At 71.6% G+C, this 16,096-nt stretch carries 12 protein-coding genes; 7 read left to right on the forward strand and 5 right to left on the reverse strand.

The window, feature by feature from the left end:
• Window positions 1-223: 223 nt before the first annotated feature.
• From MODMU_RS07315 to MODMU_RS07330, 4 genes are all read right to left on the reverse strand, one after another.
• A complete protein-coding gene (locus MODMU_RS07315; RefSeq protein WP_014738412.1) occupies window positions 224-1,282 on the reverse strand; it encodes an IS110 family RNA-guided transposase in 1,059 nt (352 codons plus the stop codon).
• 392 nt (window positions 1,283-1,674) lie between these two features.
• Window positions 1,675-1,923: a WhiB family transcriptional regulator gene (locus MODMU_RS07320; RefSeq protein ID WP_014739566.1), complete on the reverse strand. Its 249-nt coding sequence runs from the start codon at window positions 1,921-1,923 to the stop codon at window positions 1,675-1,677.
• Window positions 1,924-2,118: 195 nt separating this feature from the next.
• Window positions 2,119-2,403, reverse strand: a complete 285-nt coding sequence (locus MODMU_RS07325; RefSeq protein ID WP_014739567.1) for a hypothetical protein — start codon at window positions 2,401-2,403, stop codon at window positions 2,119-2,121.
• A 208-nt stretch (window positions 2,404-2,611) separates the two neighbouring features.
• Window positions 2,612-3,181, reverse strand: coding sequence for a hypothetical protein (locus tag MODMU_RS07330; RefSeq protein WP_014739569.1), 570 nt, complete (start codon window positions 3,179-3,181; stop codon window positions 2,612-2,614).
• A 433-nt stretch (window positions 3,182-3,614) separates the two neighbouring features.
• On the opposite strand from MODMU_RS07330, the gene MODMU_RS07335 reads away from it, so the two are divergent.
• The 7 genes from MODMU_RS07335 to MODMU_RS07365 all read left to right on the forward strand — a co-directional run bounded on the left by MODMU_RS07335 (window position 3,615) and on the right by MODMU_RS07365 (window position 12,919).
• Window positions 3,615-5,513 (forward strand): alkyl/aryl-sulfatase, encoded by a 1,899-nt coding sequence (locus MODMU_RS07335; RefSeq protein ID WP_014739570.1) that lies wholly within the window; start codon window positions 3,615-3,617, stop codon window positions 5,511-5,513.
• A 164-nt stretch (window positions 5,514-5,677) separates the two neighbouring features.
• On the forward strand, window positions 5,678-7,459 hold the full coding sequence (locus tag MODMU_RS07340) for a SulP family inorganic anion transporter (RefSeq protein ID WP_014739571.1): 1,782 nt from the start codon (window positions 5,678-5,680) through the stop codon (window positions 7,457-7,459).
• 86 nt (window positions 7,460-7,545) lie between these two features.
• Window positions 7,546-8,595 carry a DUF389 domain-containing protein gene (locus tag MODMU_RS07345; protein WP_014739572.1) on the forward strand — a complete coding sequence of 350 codons (1,050 nt, stop codon included), beginning with the start codon at window positions 7,546-7,548 and terminating at the stop codon, window positions 8,593-8,595.
• Between the two features lie 295 nt (window positions 8,596-8,890).
• Window positions 8,891-9,364, forward strand: coding sequence for a DUF1269 domain-containing protein (locus MODMU_RS07350; protein ID WP_014739573.1), 474 nt, complete (start codon window positions 8,891-8,893; stop codon window positions 9,362-9,364).
• Between the two features lie 147 nt (window positions 9,365-9,511).
• Entirely contained in the window at window positions 9,512-11,170 is a 1,659-nt protein-coding gene (locus MODMU_RS07355; RefSeq protein WP_014739574.1) for a SulP family inorganic anion transporter, read from the forward strand.
• Window positions 11,171-11,422: 252 nt separating this feature from the next.
• Window positions 11,423-12,514 carry an AI-2E family transporter gene (locus MODMU_RS07360; RefSeq protein ID WP_197537396.1) on the forward strand — a complete coding sequence of 364 codons (1,092 nt, stop codon included), beginning with the start codon at window positions 11,423-11,425 and terminating at the stop codon, window positions 12,512-12,514.
• A gap of 204 nt (window positions 12,515-12,718) precedes the next feature.
• Window positions 12,719-12,919: a hypothetical protein gene (locus tag MODMU_RS07365; protein ID WP_041795047.1), complete on the forward strand. Its 201-nt coding sequence runs from the start codon at window positions 12,719-12,721 to the stop codon at window positions 12,917-12,919.
• 7 nt (window positions 12,920-12,926) lie between these two features.
• Here the strand turns inward: MODMU_RS07365 and MODMU_RS07370 are convergent, their stop codons facing one another.
• Window positions 12,927-15,581, reverse strand: a complete 2,655-nt coding sequence (locus tag MODMU_RS07370) for a winged helix-turn-helix domain-containing protein (protein ID WP_014739577.1) — start codon at window positions 15,579-15,581, stop codon at window positions 12,927-12,929.
• Window positions 15,582-16,096 lie beyond the last annotated feature (515 nt).

Below are 16,096 nucleotides of genomic sequence, written 5' to 3' on the forward strand. Positions count from 1 at the left end.
CGCGATCCCGGTGTCCTTGGCCCGCAGCCTGCCCCCGGAGAGACCGACCGCGGTAGCCCCATCCCATCAGTGAGCTCCTATGTGTCAACGCTGGTCGGGCGTAGCGTCCGGTTCGGCGGTGGGTGCGGTGGACTGGCCGTAGCGAAGATCAGGTTCGGGACTGCAAGCCTGTCGCGCAGCTGGCTTCGGCCGTAGAGACGCGTCCCGTTTGCCGCTGCCGCACTCACCGTCCCGGTGCGGCGGCGCCGGCCAGCTCCGGTAGCGGGTGAGCCGCGAGGTCGTCCTGCAGGGTCTTGTAGACGACGTCGGAGAGTCGTCGTTTGAGGCAGCGCAGGGCTTCCCGGCTGGTCTTCCCTTCGGCGCGTTTGCGCAGGTAGTAGGCCCGGCCCTCGGTGTCGGCGCGGATCTGGGTGATCGCGATCGTGTAGAGCACCCGGTTCAAGGTTCGGTTGCCTGAGCGGTTGAGCCGGTGCCGGGTGGTGCGCCCGGAGGAGGCCGGGATGGGGGCGGTGCCGTTGGCGGCGGCGAAGGCGTGCCGGGAGCGGTAGCGGCGGATGTCGGCGACCTCGCCGAGGATGGTGGCCGCGCCCACCGGGCCGACGCCGTAGAGGTCGGTCAGCCCGGTCTCGACCTCGGCGATCGCGGTGGTGATCAGCCCGGTGAGGTCCCGGATCTCGGCGGTGAGCTGGGCCAGGCGGATCAGCCGGCGGCGGGTCAGCTGCGCCCGCACGCTGGTGTCGCCGTCGAGCAGGTCTTGCGCGGCGGTGAGGAACGTCGGGGCGGTCAGCCGGGGGATGGTGGCCTGGTAGCCGGGCAGCAGGCCGTGCAGCTCGGAGTGGGTGCGGTTGGCCAGCGCGGTGCGCTCGGCCACCAGCTGGGCGCGGTAGTCCGCCAGCGCCCGCAGGTCCGCGGCCACGCCGATGGCCAACCGGACCGCCGGCAGCCCGGCCTCGCGGGCGGTGATCCGGGCGATGGCGACCGCATCGACCGGGTCGGTTTTGCCCTGCCCGGGCCGGCCCGAGCGTTCCCGGCTGGTCAGGCTCGGTGGTACTTCCACCACCTCCAGCCCGCCGGTGAGCACGAGGCGGACCGCGGCACCGCGGCCGTAGTTGCCCGAGCCCTCGATGCCCACCCGGGTCACCGTGTGCTCCTCCAGCAGCAGTTCCAGAGCGTCGAAGCCGGCCTCGGTGTTGGCCAGCTCAGTGACCACCGCCGGGCGGCCGGTGTCATCGATGACCGCGACGGCGAGGGTGTCTTTGTGGGTGTCGATCCCGGCGAGCATGCGTCTCCATCCCGGTCCAGCGAGCTGGCGAACCGCCGGTGCCCGGGCGCAGCGCATGCATCTGCGGGCCGCCGTGAGCCCATGCTCCTATCAAGCGTCAGCCGCCCGGACCTCGGCGAACGTCACCGGCGGGCACTCACTACGAAGGCCACGACAGAACACGGCGGGCAGCAAAAGGTCGAGCCTCGCCGGTGACGCCCGCGAGCACCCCGCCTCGGTGACGGAGCCCGTCTATTACCGCAGATGCAAGAGGTGTGTCGGTCGTGATCTCGTCCGTTGTCCGGGCGATGGCGGGGGCGTGCGCTGGACGTTGAAGGCCGTCACGGGGCGTCGGCAGGCCGGGTCGCCGCTGGGTTGCTCGGGGCCGTTGAGGCAGCGGCCGTAGGCGGGCCTCACCTGCCGGGGACGGCGCGGCGGCGTTCTCGTTCAGAGAGCCCACCCCAGACGCCGAACCGTTCCTCATGGGTGAGCGCGAACTCCAGGCACTGGCGCTGCACGGTGCACGCGGCGCACACCCTCTTCGCCGTCCGGGACGACTGACCCTTGTCCGGGAAGAAGGCCGACGGGCCGATCTCGACACACAGAGCGTCATCCCGCCAGGAGGCGGACGTCGCCACTTCCGATCGGTGCCTCAGCTCCATCGGCCAAGGTCACGTTCCGACCGGTCCCGCCGGCTCGCGATCATCCAGCTCGCTCCGGGCTGCGTCGCAGACACGTACGGTCCTGCAGGCGGAGCTCCCAGGACTGCGTCCTGGCATGGACCGTGGTGACGTGCCGACCGCTCGAACGTCGGACATCGGCTGCGCATCATCGCCCGGGGCCAGTGACGGCAAGTCTCAGCATGAGCCGTCCAGTTCCTCGGGCAGACCGCCGACGTCGTCGACGAGGGTGGTGATGGTCGAGCCGACGGTCCGCAGCGCGGCGACCGAGGGATCCGCCGTGGCGGTGTCGAGGGCATCGCCGATCGCGGTGAGGTCGGTCTGCAGTCCCTCGACCTCCGGCTGGATCTGGTCGCCCCCCGCGTCGACCAGCTGACCAACGGCCGTGCCAACGGCGGACAACTCGGTTCGGAGGGCGCTCAGGCCGTCCTGCGTCACCTGGACCTGCGTCAGCTCGTCCACGGACGTCCGCAGCTTGTCGACTGCCGCGCACACGGGGGAGGCACTCGCGGCCGAGGACCCCGCAGTGGCCGAGCTCGTGGCTGCTGATGTGGAGGCGGCGGACGACTGAGCCGCGGAGTCGGGAGTGGAGTCGGAGCAGCCGGCGCTCACCGCCGCCGCGACTGCCAGTGCGCACACGCTCAGCTGCCGACGGGTCATGGCTTCCCCCTCACGCGCTGCGGCTCTGGTCGCGGCGGCTCGCCCACCGGCGCTGGACCGACCACCCGACGGCCCCGAGGGCGAGCCACGCGGCCGCAGCGATCACGGTCTCCGCGGTGGTGTCCGGGGTGCGCAGGAACTCCAGGCCGTCAGGCCATGCCCGTGCGGCACCGCTGAGCGCCAGCCCGGCACCACCGAAGGCGCAGATCCACACGAGCGCGGTGTCGTGCAGGTGCTGGGCGGCGAGCCCGGCCAGCACGGCGACGGCGAGGGTGAAGAGCACAGCGAGCAGCACGTTCCCGTCGTCGCCCTCGAGCAGGCCGAACAGCTTTGCGCCGATCACCCCGCCGGCAACGCCGCCGACCACCAGCAGCGCCGCCCGGAACACCAGGGTCGCCAGCACCCACGCCACCACGGCCGCGCACAGGGCGACGATGCTGATCACGCCGAGCGATCCGCCGAGCGACTCGGCCAGCAGCCAGCCCAACGCGAACCCAGACGCCAGTACCGCCAGGTGGATGGACGCCAGCCCGGCGAAGCACAGCAGCAGCCCGACGGCGAGCACCCCGACCCCGGTCATCGCTGGGCCGTCGCCCCTATGAGGGCGCGAAGCCTCTGCGTTCCACCAGCGGCCTGTGCACCCCGGCCGGTGGTCTTCTCCGTCACGATGTTCGCCCTCCGCTCGGCTGGGAACCGAGCCTCAGGTCGCGGCCGTCAGGCGGGCATCACCCCCAGCGGATGACCGGGTCGACCGCGGATGCCGTAGCGGGGGCTCCGGTAGCCGGTACTGCCTGAGGAACATCGTCGAGTTCGAGTCGGTGACGCGAGGGCGAGAAAGGGCAGCAGCTCGTCGAGCTCGGCGACCGGTGCACGAGCCCGCGGGGTGCCCTACCTACGCCGTTCACCCCGACCGGATGACGTCGATGGTGCCGAGAGTCGTCAACGTCCTCAGCACCGCGACTCAGGCCGGCGCCGAACCGCCGCCCACGTCCCCCGACCGGAAGCGAGGAACGATGACGGACACCAAGCCGCGCCCCGTGGCCGACTCGATCACCGCTGCCGCAGCGGCAACCGAGTCCGCGCTGCGCTTCGACGACCCGACCGACCTCGCCGACGCCCGCCGCGGGTTCGTCACCGCGCTCGTCCCGGGCCAGGTGCACGCCGCCGACGGGCGGGTCGTCTGGGACGCCGACGCATGGCAGCCAGTGCTGAACGGGCCGCGGCCGCCGTCGGCGAACCCCAGCCTCTGGCGGCAGGCCCAGTTGGTGGCGTTGCAGGGTCTCTACGAAGTCGTTCCGGGCACCTACCAGGTGCGCGGCCTGGACCTCTCGAACATGACGTTGGTCGAAGGACAGGACGGCGTGATCGTCATCGACCCGCTCATCTCCAGCGAGTGTGCGGCCGCTGCGCTGGCCCTCTACCGATCCGTACGCGGGGACCGGCCGGTCACCGCGGTGATCTACACGCACTGCCACGTCGACCACTTCGGCGGGGTACGTGGCGTGGTCTCTGAGGACGACGTTGCCAGCGGGCGGGTCCCAATCCTCGCGCCCGAGGGCTTCCTGGAGCACGCCGTGGACGAGAACGTCTACGCGGGGACGGCGATGGCCCGGCGCGCCGGCTACATGTACGGCGCAGCCCTTCCGGTCGGGATGGAGGGCCAGCTGGGTGCCGGCCTGGGCATGACGACCTCAACGGGCACCGTCACCCTGATCCCTCCGACGCGTGAGGTGACCCACACCGGGCAGGAGGAGGTGCTCGACGGCGTTCGGCTGGTCTTCCAGGTCACGCCGGGGACCGAGGCTCCTGCGGAGATGAACTTTCTGTTCCCCGACACCGGGGCGCTGTGCATGGCCGAGAACGCCACGCACACGCTGCACAACCTGCTCACCCTGCGCGGCGCAGTCGTCCGTGATCCCCGGATCTGGGCCGGCTACCTGACCGAGGCCATCGACCTGTTCGGTGACCGCACCGAAGTCGAGTTCGCCTCCCACCACTGGCCGACGTGGGGGCGGGACCGAGTCGTCGAGTTGCTCTCGGTGCAGCGCGACCTGTACGCCTACCAGCACGATCAGACGCTGCGACTGATCAACCGCGGACTCACCGGCGCCGAGATCGCCGAGACGCTGGAGCTCCCCCCGGCGCTGGAGAGGGCATGGAACGCCCGCGGCTACTACGGCTCGATCAGCCACAACGTGAAGGCCATCTACCAGCGGTACATGGGCTGGTTCGACGGAAACCCCGCGCACCTGTGGCCGCATCCTCCCGAGGCGGCCGGGCGGCGCTACGTGGAGCTGGCCGGCGGACCGGAGCGGCTGCTGGCCAACGCGCACCAGGCCTACGACGCCGGTGACTTCCGCTGGGCTGCGGAGGTCACCAGCCATCTCGTGTTCGCCGATCCCGCCCACACCGAGGCCCGGGAGCTGGAGGCTGCTGCGCTCGAGCAGCTCGGGTTCGGTGCCGAGAACGGCACCTGGCGCAACTTCTTCCTCACCGGCGCCACCGAGCTCCGCGGGGCGAGTGCAGTCACGCCGACCGAGACGGCTTCCGCCGACGTCATGGCCGCTCTGACCCTGCCCCAGCTGTTCGACAGCGTCGCCATCCGGGTGGACGGGCCACGCGCGTGGGACGAGCGGCTGAGCATCGACTGGGAGTTCACCGACACCGGCGACCACTACCGCAGCACCCTGGCCAACGGCGTCCTCGTCCACGGCCCTGGACCCGCGCGTGACGCGGCCGACGCCAGAGTCAGGACCACCCGCGCGGCTCTGCTGGCGCTCCTCGGTGGAGCTGCTCCCGGCGACCTCACCGAGGCCGGGGATCTGGCCGTCGACGGCGCCGCCGACACCCTCGACCGGCTGACCGGCGTGCTGGAGGCACCCGACCCCGGGTTCGCGATCGTCCTGCCGTGAGATCGGACCCCGGCGACACCTCCCGGGGCCCGGGTCGCGACCGTCAGTGGGTGGGACATGGGTGACGTCGTCGGTGAGGTGCTGCCTCTGGCGGTCGGGGTGGCGATCTCCCCGATACCGATCATCGACGTCATCCTGATCGGCACGGGACTGGGCGGCCTGCTGTGAACTCGCACGACCGCATCGAGGCGGTTCCGTCCTCCGGCCCCGCCCGACGGCGCAACCCGCTGGTCTTCGCTTCGCTACGGGGCTACCGGATCGGCTGGCTCCGCGCTGATCTGGTGGCGGGCCTGACGGTGTGGGCGGTGCTGGTGCCCGAGTCGCTGGCCTACGCGACCATCGCCGGGGTCCCGCCGGTCGTCGGGCTGTACGCCGCGGTGCCGGCGCTGCTGCTGTACGCGCTGCTCGGGTCCTCCCGGCACCTGGTCGTGGCGTCGATGTCGGCGACAGCGGCGCTGTCGGCGGGGATCGTCGGTGACCTGGCCGACGGCGGCAGCGACCGGTACATCGCGCTGACCGCCGTGCTGGCGGTGGTCACCGGCCTGATGGGCATCGGCGCCGGCCTGGCCCGGATGGGCTTCCTCGCGTCGTTCATCTCCGAGCCGGTCCTCAAGGGCTTCATCGTCGGGCTGGCGCTGACCATCGTGGTCGGGCAGCTGCCGAAACTGTTCGGCGTACCGAAGGGGGAAGGCGACTTCTTCCGGCAGCTGGGCTCGGTGATCGTCCACCTCGGTGACACCGTCGTCCCGACGGCTGTCGTGGGCGCGGTCAGCCTGCTGCTGGTGCTCCTGCTGCGCCGCTGGCTGCCGCTGGTCCCCGGCTCGCTGGTCGTGGTGCTGCTGGGCATCGCCGCCGTCGCTCTGCTCGACCTCGACGACCGTGGCGTGGCCATCGTGGGTCACATCGACTCGGGCCTGCCGAGCCTCGGCCTGCCCGACGCCGGGGCGACCGACTACCTGACCCTGGTCGGCTCCGCCGTCGGCGTGCTGCTCGTCGGATATGCAGAGGGCCTCGCAGCGGCGAAGACCTATGCCGCCAGAGCCGGCTACGACGTCGACCCGAACCGGGAGCTGCTCGGCCTGGGCGCGGCCAACCTCGGCGCCGGCCTCGCCTCGGGCATGGTGGTCAACGGCAGCCTGTCCAAGACCGCGGTCAACGGGGGCGCCGGTGCCAAGAGCCAGCTGTCGGGCCTGACCGTGGCTGCCCTGACAGTGGTCACGCTGCTCTTCCTGACCGGGTTGTTCGAGCAACTGCCCGAGGCGACCCTGGCTGCGGTCGTCATCGCGGCGGTGGTCGAACTGGTCGACATCCCGGCGCTGCGCCGCCTCTACCGGGTGTGGACCCCGCACCTGGGCGGCATCTACGGCTGGGCGGCCCGCGCCGACTTCCTCGCCGCTGTTGCCGCATTGCTGGGTGTGCTCGTCTTCGACACCCTGCCGGGGCTGTTCCTCGGCATCGCCGTGTCCCTGGTCCTGCTGCTCTACCGGTCCTCCCGACCACACATCGCCCGGCTGGCCCGCGGCTCCGATCGCGGTGCGTGGCTGGACCTGGACCGCCACCCCCACCTGGCGACCGATCCCGCAGTGCTGGTCGTACGGGTGGAGGCCGGCCTGTTCTTCGCCAACGCCGACCACATCCGCGACACAGTCCGCGACATGTGCACCGCGAGCACGCGCGTCGCCGTCCTCGACGCCCAGACCGCACCCTTCATCGATGTGAGCGGCACCGAGATGCTCACCCAACTCGCCCACGACCTCGCCCGTGTGCACGTCACCCTGGCGGTCGCTCACCCCGTCGGCCAGATCCGCGACGTGCTCCGCCGCGCTGCCGACAGCGTCGGCGCCACCATCGCCATCTCCCCCGACATCGACACGGCGGTGCAGCAGCACCACCTCGGCGGGGACGGGGGGAGGCCCGACGGATCACCGCACGACGTCGGCCCGTAGAGCGCCGAGCCGGTCGCGGCTGCGGTGCCGCGGAGTCACCCGCAACGGACGCGGCGCCTCCCGCCCGCCGACGGCAGGCTGGGGCCGTGACCGATGAGCCGACCGGCGACACGGCCGGGACTGGGCCGCCCGTGTCTGCTGTGCCGCCGGTCTCCGCGCCGCGGGTCGTCGGCGCCGACATCGACCGGATGACCGAACGGCTCTTCCTGCGCGAGGCCAGGGCGAGGTCGGCGTTCTGGGTGCTCCTGCTGCTCGCCGCGGTGATCGCGGCGGCTGGGGTCGTCGCCGATTCGGTGGCGACGGTCATCGGCGCGATGATCGTCGCGCCGCTGATGACGCCGATCCTCGGGACGGCGCTTGCCGTCGTGCTGTCGGATCGTCGCCAGTTGATGACCAGCGTGGGGTTCGTGCTCGCCGGTGCGCTCGCCGTGGTGGCGGTCGGATGTCTCCTCGGGCTCGCCGTCGACGGTCCGGTCGTCGCAGAGACCAACGACCAGGTGGCCGGCAGGGTCAGCCCCAAGCTCATCGACCTCATCAGCGCGCTGGCCACCGGCGGCGTGGGCGCCTTCGCTCTCGTGCGGTCGGATGTCTCGGACGCCTTGCCTGGCGTGGCGATCGCCATCTCGCTCGTGCCACCTCTCGCGGTCGTCGGGCTGACGCTGGAATCCGGCGAGCCCGGCCAGTCGCTGGGCGCCCTCCTGCTCTTCGGCACCAACGTCACGGCGATCATCGCGACGGCGACCGGGCTGCTGCTGGCCTGCCGGGTTCGCGCGGTCGCGCTTGACGCAGGCCGGGACGTCGGACGGTTGAGCGCCCGCACGCTCGTGGTCGTCGCTGGGCTCGTGGTGCTCGTCGCGATCCCTCTGGGCGTGGGCAGCTACCACGTCATCACCGAGCAGCGCATGACCATCGCGGCCCGTCCCGTCGCCGAACGGTGGGCAGCAGCCGAGGGATGGGACGTGGCGGGCGTCGCGTACGTACAGGGTCGCCTGCAGATCGCCGCCGTCGGTCCTGCGCCGACGCCGGACCCCGATTCGCTTCGCGCGGAACTGTCGGAGGCAGGCCTGGCCGGCGTCCCTGTGCGCCTCTCTCTCGTGGTCGGTGGAACACAGGACCTGCCCGCACCTGCCGACTGATGGAGCTCACGGAGGGCTTCCCCCGCAGCGGGTGAACGCGCCGCCGGGCCGCCATCGCTCCGGCGCACGCTCGAGCGCGCGTCCGCGACGTCGTCTGCGCAGCCGGCCCGGTCTGCCGGTGAGCAGATGCCGTCCGCCCTGACGCTCACCCGCCGCGAGTGACGGCAAGGGAGCGGTGCGCAGTCAGGCTTCGACGGATCGGAACGACGTGAGGGCGGCGTATCGCCCAGGGTCCGACGTGCAGGCCCATGTTCGACCGGTCCCGACATCGCAGGAGGACGCCACGGGCACTCTCATGGTCTGGGAGTTCGACTCACCCGCTGCTGCGGAGGACGCCATCCCCACCCTGCAGCACCGTGCTGGACAGGAGCTGGACGAGGTCTGCGACGCGGCGACGGTCTCATGGGACCCGGGTGGGGAGAAGCCGAAGACCCGTCAGCTCCGGGACCTCACCGGAGCCGGGGCGCTGGGGGGCATGTCCTGGGGGACGCCGTTCGGGCTGATCCTCGTCGTGCCCCTGCTCGGGGCCGCCCTCGGCGCGGCTACGGGGACGGTCGGCGGCGCGCTGACCGACGTGGGCATCGACGACGACGTCATCCAGGACGTCCGGCAGCAGGTCACTCCCGGTAGCTCTGCGCTCGTCGTCATGGCCTCTGACGCCGGGCAGGACGAGGCCCACGATGCCTCTGCGGAGCAGCACCCGCCGCTGCTGCGCACCAATCTGTCGACAGATCAGGTGGACGCCCTGCGCACGGTGTTCGCCGCGTGACCTGGGCAGGGGCGGAGCTGCCGCGCGCCCGGCGAGCACCGGACGTCGGCGGTCATGGCAGAGCCTGACCGTCCCCCCGGGCGAGGGCCGAGCCGCCTCTCTCGACTGCGGCGCCACGGCGCCGGTCTACGAACGCGGGGACTGCGGGTGGACCGTCGCGGCCTGGGCAAGGACGCCGTATCCGGGATGGTCCTGGGCGTGGAGAGCGTGCCGGACGGGTTGGCCAGCGGACTGCTCGCCGGCGTCAACCCGTTGGCCGGCCTCTACGGGTACCTGTACGGGATGGTCGGCGCGGCCTTCCTGACCGGCACGACGTTCATGGCCGTGCAGGCAACGGGGGCCATGGCACTCGTCGTCGCGGACGTCGACCTCGCGTCCTACCAGGATCCGGCCAGGGCGCTGTTCACCCTGGCCGTGCTCACCGGCTTCGTGATGATCCTGGCCGGCGTCCTGCGGGCCGGCACGCTGCTGCGCTTCGTCCCCACGGCGGTCATGACCGGGTTCGTCACCGCTGTCGGGCTCAACATCCTGCTGGGCCAGCTGGCCAACTTCACCGGCTTCGAGTCCGATGCCGGCAACCGGGTCCTGCGCGCCCTCGACCTGGTGCTGCACCCGTGGGGGGTCGACGTCTGGGTGCTGACGGTGGGCGTGGTGACGACGGCGGCGATCGTGCTGCTGCAACGGACACCGTTGCGCTCCCTGGGGCTCGTCGTCGCCATCGTGCTGGGCTCCTTGCTGGCCGCGGGTCTCGACCGCTGGGGGCACGACGTCCCGCTCGTGTCCGACCTCGCCGACATCCCGAACTCGCTCCCCGGCCCGGTCCTGCCGGACCTCAGCGACACTGCGTCGCTCTCCTTGGCGGCCGTGTCACTGGCCTTCGTCGGGCTCGTGCAAGGCGCTGCGATCTCTGCAGGCATCCCGAATCCTGATGGGGCCCGGGGCGATCCGAACCGGGACTTCGTCGGTCAGGGCGCCGGGAACCTCGCTGCCGGTCTGTTCCAGGGCATGCCCGTCGGCGGGTCGATGTCGGCGTCGGCGCTGCTGGTCGCCAGTGGTGCCCACAGTCGGCTGGCGCTGGTGGTGGCCGCGGGGGTGATGGCGGTGACCGTGCTGCTGTTCGCCGACGTCGTCGGCCTGGTCGCCATGCCCGCCTTGGCGGCGCTGCTCATCGTGGTCGCCGTCGGGACGATCAAACCGGCGGCGGTGCTGTCGGTGTGGCGGACCGGGCCTGTGCAGGCTGCGCTGATGGGCGTCACGCTGGTGCTGACCTTGCTCGTTCCGCTGCAGTACGCGGTGCTCGTCGGCGTGGGCCTGGCCATCGTGGCGTTCGTCGCCCAGCAGTCGAACCGGCTGACCGTCCGGCGGCTCGTGCCGTCACCGGATGGCCGGATGCGCGAGTGCGACGCCCCTCGCACCCTGCCCGCGGGGACGGTGACCGTGCTGCAGCCGTACGGCAGCCTCTTCTTCGCGAGCGCGCCGGTGTTCCGCGCCCAGCTCCCGCGAGTGGACGACAGCAGTGCGCCCGCGGTCGTCGTGCTCCGGTTCCGCGGTGTCGATCAGTTCGCGCTGTCCATCATCGACGTCCTGCGTGGCTACGCGGGGGAGTTGAGTGCCGTCGGCTCGCGCCTCGTGCTCGTCGTGAGCAGCGACCGGGCGGTCCGCCAGCTCGAGGACGTCGGACTGGCAGCGCAGCTCGGCACGCACGGGGTCTACCGGGGCTGGGAGTGGCTGGGAGAGGCCGTACGCCGCGCCTACCAGGACTCGCAACAGTGGATCGAGCACGGACGGGGCGACGGAGCCGGATGAGGCGACGCTGACGAGTCCGGTCCACCGGTGGACACCGCCGGATGGCGCGGAACACCGACGCGGTCGGATTGCCTGCTGCGGGGGCCCCGGACAGTCGCTCGTGCCGCCGCTTCTCTCATCCGTTGTGGATGACGCACACCTCGCTCGAGCGGACGCAGGCTGCACGGCGTGGCGTCCAAAGCGCGGCCGACTGCGTTCGCACCGGGGCTGCCGCGCGGCGTCGTGGTACTGCTCGGCAGCGCAGGAGCCGTCGTGACGATCGCCGGCATCAGGGCCTTCGCCGACCTGCTGGGGCCGGTCTTCTTGGCACTCGTGCTCACCATCTCCGTGCACCCGACCCTCAGGCGGCTGCAGCGGCGGGGTTGGCCCAGGTGGCTGGCGGTCACCGTCACCACGTTGGCGGTCATCGGCTTCGTCCTGGCGCTCGCTCTGTCGCTGGCCCTCGCCGTGACCCGGCTGGCCACGCTGCTGCCGACCTATGCGGACCGCTTCGCGGAACTGCTCGGCCAGCTGAACTCCACGCTGTCCCGGTGGGGGATCGGAGAGGAGCAGATCGCCACCGCGCTCGACCGGATCGACCTCGGCGCGCTCGCGTCCCTTCTCGAGAAGCTGGTCGCAGGCCTGGCGGGGGCACTGTCCAGCGTGCTGTTCCTGCTGTTCTTGTTGCTCTTCATGGGCGTCGACGCGGCCGGCTTCCCGGGCCGGTTACGCGCGGTCTCCACCACCCGCCCGGCGATCGTCACAGCCCTCGTCAGCTTCGCGGAGGGCACGCGCAGCTACCTCAACGTCAGCACCGTGTTCGGTCTCGTCGTGGCCGTGATCGACACGGCGGCGCTGTGGCTCCTGGGCGTCCCGCTGCCGCTGCTGTGGGGCCTGCTCTCCTACGTCACCAACTACATCCCCAACATCGGCTTCATCATCGGCCTGGCGCCGCCGGCCCTGCTTGCCCTGCTCGAGGGCGGACCACGGCTGATGCTGGTCGTGATCGTCGTCTACAGCGGAGTCAACTTCGTCATCCAGTCGGTGATCCAGCCGAAGTTCGTCGGCGACGCGGTGAACCTCTCACTTCCCCTGACCTTTCTCTCCCTGGTGTTCTGGACGGCCGTGATCGGGCCGGTGGGCGCCATCCTCGCCATCCCCCTGACGCTGCTGGCCAAGGCGCTTCTGGTGGACATCGATCCGAACACCCGCTGGCTGGCACACCTGGTCACCAGCAACGCCCCCGACGACCCGCCGGACGTCACGGCCACGGACGATGCACGGCCGTCGGTCGGCCCATCCGTGCGGAAGGCGCCGGCCGAGGCGCTCTCGGTCCACGAGGTGCCCAGGCAGGGGATCGACTGAGTGCTGGCGGCGATGCGGCCAGCCGTGCCCCGCTGAGGTGAGCAGGGCGTCTGGTCATCCGCGCCGGGTGATCCTCCGACGACGGAGCTCGACAAGCCTTGAGCACACGGCCCGCGGGGACGGCACCGGGCCGACAAGAGAACCGACGGTGGGGATGCACTGATGGCAGGAGTGATTCGCGCCTCCGGTGAGCGGGCCACCGGCATGCGCTACGAGTTCTTGCTGCCCGGCCGTGTGTCGGAGATGGTGTGCGACGCGTTTCCTGAGCTGACCACCCGGCCGAGCCCCACGGGGGGAACGGCGATGTTCGGCTCGGTCCGGGACAGCGCTCACCTGCACGGTCTGCTGGACCGCTTCCAGGCTCTCGGGCTCACCATCGTGGAACTCCGGCAACTGCCTGACTGATCGGCGATCAGAGCAGCCCTCGGTGCCGCGCCTTGGCGACCGCGTCCCGCCTGCCCGACGCCTCCAGCTTCTGGTAGATCGATCGCGCTTGCGTCTTGACGGTGTTGAGCGAGACCTGATGGCGCGCAGCGATCTCACTCAAGGTCATCTGTGCCGGCAGTTCGACGAGCAGCGCCAGCTCGCGAGGCGTCAGGGGCACGACCGAGTGGTCTGTCCGCTGCCCGGCGGCCGCTCGGATGCGCTGGACGAGCTCTTCCGAGCGGCCGAACCGGCCGGCTTCGTCGTCCAACAGGTCGACGACCCCGGCGACGTCCAGGAAGGAGCGCAGTGCACCGGTCTCCTCGGCCAGGTCCAATGCGGACCGGAGCGCTTCGTGGCGGCGGGCGTGCTGGCCAGCGCTCTCGGTGATCAGGGCCTCGATCAGCCAGGCCTGCTGCAGCGTCGTCGGGAACAGGCAGGGCGTGGTCTGGTCGAGGACCGGCCCGATGCGGTTGCGAGCGGCCTCGAAGCGCCCCCGAGCGAGGTGCTCGGAGGCGGCCAGGGTCGCCATCTCGCCGGGCGGACAGTCCAGGGCCGTCAACCGGCCCAGCGCCTCGCGGGCCCAGTCCAGGCGGCCGGCCAGCCACGCGCAGCGGTGTTCGAGGAATGCCAGGTGGGCGACCACGAGAGGGGAGAGGGACTTCTCGGCTGCGACGGCGACCTCCTTCCGCAGGAGACGGCACCCCACCAGCGGGTCGAGGCCGGCCTCGACATCCAGGATCGCCCGCAGCGCTCGCAGGGACACCAGGACCTCCGGACCCGCCCTTCCGTCGGCTGTCGTACCGGCGCGGTCGGTGAGCTGTCGTGCGGTCGTCGGCTCGAGCTGCTGCCGGGCCGCGTGGGCGGCGAGGAGCAGGGCGGCAGCCACCTCGTGGTGGTGCTCCCCGTCCGTCTCGGCCCCGATCCGGACGGTCTCCTCGGCCAGCTCCGCGACGTCGCGGAACCGACAGCGCGCCGCTGCCACGGCAGTGCGATGGGCGCTCACGCGCAGCAGCGCGTCCGGGTTCCCGTGAGCCTGGGCCAGTGAGCTGGACCTGGTGAGCTCGACATCAGCCTCATCGAAGCGGCCGGCCAGGAGCAGGACCCTGCCGCGCCCCAGCCCGAGCAGCAGACCGAGGTCGTCCTCCCGGTCGTCGAGCAGTGGAGCGGTGGCGTCCAGGACCGTCGGCGAGAGGTGGAGGTCGTACCGCACCCGGTGCAGGGCCAGCAACGCCTCGAGACACCCCTCCGCCGCCGAGGCGACCGCGTCGGGCGTCGCCAGGTCGTCATGGGAGTTGGCACGCGAGGTCGGCAGCGGCTCTCGGGTGAACTCATCGGACTCGAGCACGGCCAGGGCGTCCAGGCGTCGCACGGACGCATCGGCTCGCACCGCCTCCGTGCTCGTGCCGATCATCGTGTGCAGCGCGCGAGCCCGTCCCTCGGCCAACAAGCTCGGCCCGTGAGTGGTCACCAGTTCGACGGCCAAGGCGTCGTCCTCGGACTGGACGGCATGCTCGACCGCCCACGAGAGGTGACCGCCAACGGCGAACCACCGGGCGACGCGGGCGTGGGCCGTCCGGACCGCCGGGAGGTCCGTCCGCTGCAGCTGCGCCAGCAGGTAGCCCCGAAGCAGGGTGTGGATCCGGAACCAGCCGCCGGCCTGGGCAGGCGCCACGAGCACGTTGGCCCGGGACAGCTCCTCGAGCACGTCAGCCGCCGCGGGATCGCCGGTGATCTCCACCGCGAGCTCGGCAGTCAGCTGATGGGGGAGGGCACAGAGTCGGAGCAGGTGACGCTCCCGCACGTCCAGCCGCCGGAGGACCTCTGCAGCGAGGTAGTCCGCGACGGCTCGGTCGTCTCCCGCGAAACGGCGCACCGCCGCACCGGTGTCAGTGGCGTCGGCCAGGGCCAGTGCGGCCAGGCGTACGCCCGCCGCCCACCCTTCGGTCCGGTCCACGAGGAGGCTCAGCGATTCGTCGTCGAGCACGACGCTGTGGTGGACGAGCAGCTGGCGCACCTCGCTCCGGTCCAGGGCGAGATCGCTCGCATGGATCTCCCGCAGCGTGCCGGCGAGCCTGAGCCGGTGCAGAGCCAGTACGGGGTCACGGCGACTGGCCAGAACCAGGTGCAGGCCTTCGGGCATGGTCCGCAGCAGGGTGTCCAGGTCGGCAAGCACGCCGGGTGAAGAGACCTCCTGGAGGTCGTCGAGGAACAACCACAGGGGTGCTGTCGAGCGCTGGACGAGCCGATCGAGCTCCGCCAAGGGGGTGTGATGGGCCGCTGGGGACTCATCGAGATGGTCCGTCCCGTCCGCGGTGCTCCGGTCGGCTGTTCGAAGAGCTGCCTCCCGCACGGCCGCGAGCAGCGCCTGCCAGAACAGTGGCCGGTCGGCGTCCGTGCGGTCCAGTGACACCCACGCGACCGCGTCGCCCTGCTGTTCGCGGATCCGGGCCCAGCCCGACAACAACGTCGTCTTGCCAGCGCCGGCCGTGGCGCACACGACCGTCACCGGGGCCTCGGGCGGCCACTCGTCCAGCGCTTCCGACGGCACCGCCGGCGGGCGGAGGAACAGCCAGGTCCGGTCGATGACCGACCGGGGGAGCCGCGGACGGCGGAACTTCCCCGCAGGCATGCGCACGTCCACCGTGCCTCTCCTCGGGGCGATGTCCGCCCGAAGCCGATGGCGCCTGCCGCCCCGAGGTCTGAGGGCCTTCACGTCCTGATCGACTTGCTCGTTCCGGTACCAACTGTGCTCATTCGGTGGCGCTCGCGCCTCACCCACGACGGGTGACAGGACACGTCAGCCACTCGCTGTGAGGGGCGTCCGGACGTGACGACGTCCGGCCGTCGGCGCCTGACGGTGGTGATGGTCGCCGCCTCCCAGGGCCGGTGACGCGCCTGATGAGAACGGGTCATGCCCCCATGGCAGGGGTCACTCCCATCGCCTGACGCAGGTCATGGGTGTCGACGGGGAGCCAGTCGCTGTCACCGATCCCGCTCGCGTATCGCCTGTTCCGAGAGCGCCTGCTTGTCCGGCTCGGGCGGTGGGGTCAGGGATGTGGTCGGCGGCGAGGGGGTCTCATGGCAGGACACGGCTCGTCGGCCAGTCAGCGGGTGATGCGGGCGCGGATGGCGGCCCACCACCTGCACGCCACCATT

Origin of the sequence: Modestobacter italicus, from assembly GCF_000306785.1 — a bacterium.
Classification (GTDB): domain Bacteria; phylum Actinomycetota; class Actinomycetes; order Mycobacteriales; family Geodermatophilaceae; genus Modestobacter; species Modestobacter italicus.

Excerpts from the sequence above, each read along its gene's own strand:
- MODMU_RS07320 (WP_014739566.1), bottom strand. The coding sequence starts at position 1,923 with ATGGAGCTGAGGCACCGATCGGAAGTGGCGACGTCCGCCTCCTGGCGG.
- MODMU_RS07365 (WP_041795047.1), top strand. The coding sequence starts at position 12,719 with ATGCGCTACGAGTTCTTGCTGCCCGGCCGTGTGTCGGAGATGGTGTGC.
- MODMU_RS07350 (WP_014739573.1), top strand. The coding sequence starts at position 8,891 with ATGGTCTGGGAGTTCGACTCACCCGCTGCTGCGGAGGACGCCATCCCC.
- MODMU_RS07335 (WP_014739570.1), top strand. The coding sequence starts at position 3,615 with ATGACGGACACCAAGCCGCGCCCCGTGGCCGACTCGATCACCGCTGCC.
- MODMU_RS07315 (WP_014738412.1), bottom strand. The coding sequence starts at position 1,282 with ATGCTCGCCGGGATCGACACCCACAAAGACACCCTCGCCGTCGCGGTC.
- MODMU_RS07330 (WP_014739569.1), bottom strand. The coding sequence starts at position 3,181 with ATGACCGGGGTCGGGGTGCTCGCCGTCGGGCTGCTGCTGTGCTTCGCC.